The organism is Vibrio sp. D173a (assembly GCF_030248475.1).
Genome location: NZ_JAHGAH010000483.1, coordinates 1 through 1,228, shown reverse-complemented (window position 1 = coordinate 1,228; position 1,228 = coordinate 1). Strand labels below are relative to the sequence as shown.

Sequence of the window (1,228 nt, the reverse complement as noted above, 5' to 3'; positions counted from 1 at the left end):
TGCGTTCCTTCTCTACCGTTCTGGTACAGAAAATGGTATTGAAGCTGCGAAAGCATCTTTAGATCAAGTGAACGCTTCTGACTTCAATTTCGCAAGCGACTACCAAGTCCAGCCTTATAACTATCATGAAGTGGAGGCTTGGGTGCAGTTTACTCAAGAGGTGAACGACACGAGCAACTTTACTTAGACCTTCCCGAGAACGTCAGACAAGGTCACAGACCTGCATCAATGGAACTTGGAAAATGCAGCGGGTTGGGGCGGTGCGAGTCCAGAGGCGTTTGTGGGTAACAAGTACTCAAACAGTCCGAAAATGAAGGCCGATGTTTGCTATACCACGACGTTTGAAGACCCAGAAAACAAGTTCTTCACTTCGATTACGGCTTATGATGGCGATAAGTATCTGATGAAAGGCGTGAATAACATCAACTCTCACACCTGGGATAAGAATGAGGATGGCACCATTACGGTTTCGTTCAACTGTGGTGAGACAGCGAAAAACAACATCGATACCAAAGGACAAGATTATACTTTCACGACGCGTCACTACGGAGTGAATCCAAAAGTGATGGAAGCAGATAAAGACCCGATTATCTCTGCTGTAATCACTCAATAATGAGTTGAATAGCCCGCAATAAAAAACGCGCCCTTCTGACTGTATTCAGAAGGGCGCGTTTTGTATTGGGGTAAGCGAGAATTAACCTTGCTTGTTTAGCTGCTCTTTTGCTGCTTCAACTTTTGCGAAGTCTAGACCAAGCTCTTCAACCGCTTCTTTGATCAGTGCTGGGTTCTGCATAACTTGACCCATTAGCAGTTGTAGCTTGTCTTGAGGCAAACCAAGCTGGCTGATGGTTGCCATTGCAGCTAGTGGGTTTTGAGTCAACGCTTTGAAGATGTCGTTGATCTGCTCATCACTGATGTTGTTCTCTTTTAATAGCGCAATAATTGGGTTCATTACCTTACCTTTAACTAGCGACTGTAAATTTCTTCGGGGCATTTTAGCACTGGCAGCCATTAGGATGAAACAGCAATTGCCCCTTGTCATCGTTTACTCTTGTTATGGCAATTAGCGAAGTGCAGCCAAACCTTCCGCTAGGCGAGATACCGCTTCACGCAGCTCATCTGGATTTGCATTGGTAAAGTTAAGGCGGAATGCCGCTTTGGCACCGTTCGCATCAGGGTAGAACACAGGGCTTGGTACAACCGCTACGCCGTTACCAAGCAGGCTCTT

The 1,228-nt window shown here is 45.9% G+C and carries 2 protein-coding genes and 2 pseudogenes; 2 read left to right on the top strand and 2 right to left on the bottom strand.

Going from position 1 to position 1,228, the window contains the following annotated elements; translation table 11 throughout:
• Positions 1-187 (top strand): annotated as a pseudogene (locus KIV40_RS26945) (hypothetical protein); the annotation flags it as partial.
• Positions 188-235: 48 nt separating this feature from the next.
• Positions 236-613, top strand: coding sequence for a hypothetical protein (locus KIV40_RS26940; RefSeq protein ID WP_285352240.1), 378 nt, complete (start codon positions 236-238; stop codon positions 611-613).
• Between the two features lie 81 nt (positions 614-694).
• On the opposite strand, the gene KIV40_RS26935 is transcribed toward KIV40_RS26940, so the two are convergent.
• Together KIV40_RS26935 and KIV40_RS26930 are read right to left on the bottom strand one after the other, a co-directional pair.
• On the bottom strand, positions 695-952 hold the full coding sequence (locus KIV40_RS26935) for a DUF2999 family protein (protein ID WP_285352238.1): 258 nt from the start codon (positions 950-952) through the stop codon (positions 695-697).
• A gap of 111 nt (positions 953-1,063) precedes the next feature.
• A pseudogene (locus KIV40_RS26930) lies at positions 1,064-1,228 on the bottom strand (PLP-dependent aminotransferase family protein); the annotation flags it as partial.

Bases quoted from the DNA above. Each gene is read 5' to 3' on its own strand.
- KIV40_RS26935 (WP_285352238.1), bottom strand. From the start codon at position 952: ATGAACCCAATTATTGCGCTATTAAAAGAGAACAACATCAGTGATGAG.